2 pseudogenes are annotated in these 1,288 nt (G+C 66.8%); both read right to left on the bottom strand.

The annotated features are described in order from the left end of the window. Positions 1–402: pseudogene (locus EOA22_RS33940) on the bottom strand (lipo-like protein); the annotation flags it as partial. 91 nt (positions 403–493) lie between these two features. Then, positions 494–1,270: pseudogene (locus tag EOA22_RS33935) on the bottom strand (CHAD domain-containing protein); the annotation flags it as partial. Positions 1,271–1,288: the final 18 nt, after the last annotated feature.

Genomic DNA, 1,288 nt, shown 5'->3' with positions numbered 1-1,288 from the left:
GATCATGAAGGCGACGACCTTGTCGCGATCCTCCGGCGCCAGCCCACTCGCCCGGCAGATACGGGTGTTGTAGGTGCGGTAGCGCGACAATGGAACGGCGACGCAGCCTTCGCCGATCGTGACCTCGATCAGGCGCGGCCGCTCCGAGCCGTCCGCCGGCGCGGGCAAGGCATCGCCGATATAGAAGGCCGCATGCGACCAGGTCGACTGGGTCAGGTACTTGATCGCCGCCGAGATCTTCTGGTTGCCCTCGATCAGCAGGATGTCGCCGGGCTCAAGCGTGCGACGCAGCGTTTCGGCATCGGAGGGGGTGTAGGGCTCGTAGCCGGACGATTCTTCCTGCAGCCGGCCGGCAAGCCAGCGGCCAAGTCGATCCAGAAGCGTGTCGCCGGGCTCGGTCATACTCCATGGCGATTAGCATGGGCGGGTAATGAGGGCTAGCGCACGCCTTTCTTCCCCCCGTCCGGACCGAGAGGAAGAGCGCCAAGTCATCCTACGATGCCGCGGCCTCTTCCGGCGGCGCAGCCAGATCGTCGCGCGCCTTGCGGGCCAGTTTGCGTGTCGAGCGTTTGGGACTGTCGCCGAACAGCTCGGCCGCCTCGGCAAGGCAGCTCTTCTTCAGCTGCTTTTCCGACCGCTTCAAAAGCTTGGCCAGAAGTTTCGTGTCCTCGGGCGGCCCGAGCAGCTGGTCGTCGGCCTCGAGCAGGGCGCGCATCACCAGCACATCGTGCAGGTCGCCCAGCCGCTCGCCCAGTTCGTCGACCGCGTTGCGCCTTGCTTTGATCGGTGTCGGCCACAGCCTGCCGAGCAGCGACAGATGCATGCCGTGGGTCTTGGCCGCCTTGCGCAGATCGTGGAAATCATCGGCCGCTCCCCGCGATCCGGCCTTGTCGAGCGCCTTCCTGGCGCGGCGCAGCGTGACGCGGGCGCCTTCGGCAAGCACGTCGGCCGCCTGTTCCGGCTGGTCGGGCAAGGCCAGCGTGCCGATGCGGTGCAGGCCCTCCTCGCAGGCGGCGGTCGCCGCGCCGATCGCCGCTTCGAGCCCTGTACCTTCGTGCAATTCATGCTGGCGCGCGATCAGCCTGTCGCGAACCGCGCCCAGCCCATCGTCGGCGCCCTCCTTGGGAAAGCTTGCCGCCAGGCGGTCGATGGTTTCGATCAGCGCTGTCGCCTCGCGCGGGCCGGCAAGCAGGGCCGCCACGTTGCGGTAGCACTGGTTTTCTGTCTCACAGAATGTTTCGTCACCGGAACGAACAAGCCGCAGCAAGGCGCTGCATCATCTTGACGC

The organism is Mesorhizobium sp. M7A.F.Ca.US.014.04.1.1 (genome assembly GCF_003998745.1).
Taxonomy (GTDB): domain Bacteria; phylum Pseudomonadota; class Alphaproteobacteria; order Rhizobiales; family Rhizobiaceae; genus Mesorhizobium; species Mesorhizobium ciceri.
Note: the sequence above shows the minus strand (reverse complement) of the source record. Positions and strands in the feature narration are given on the sequence as shown.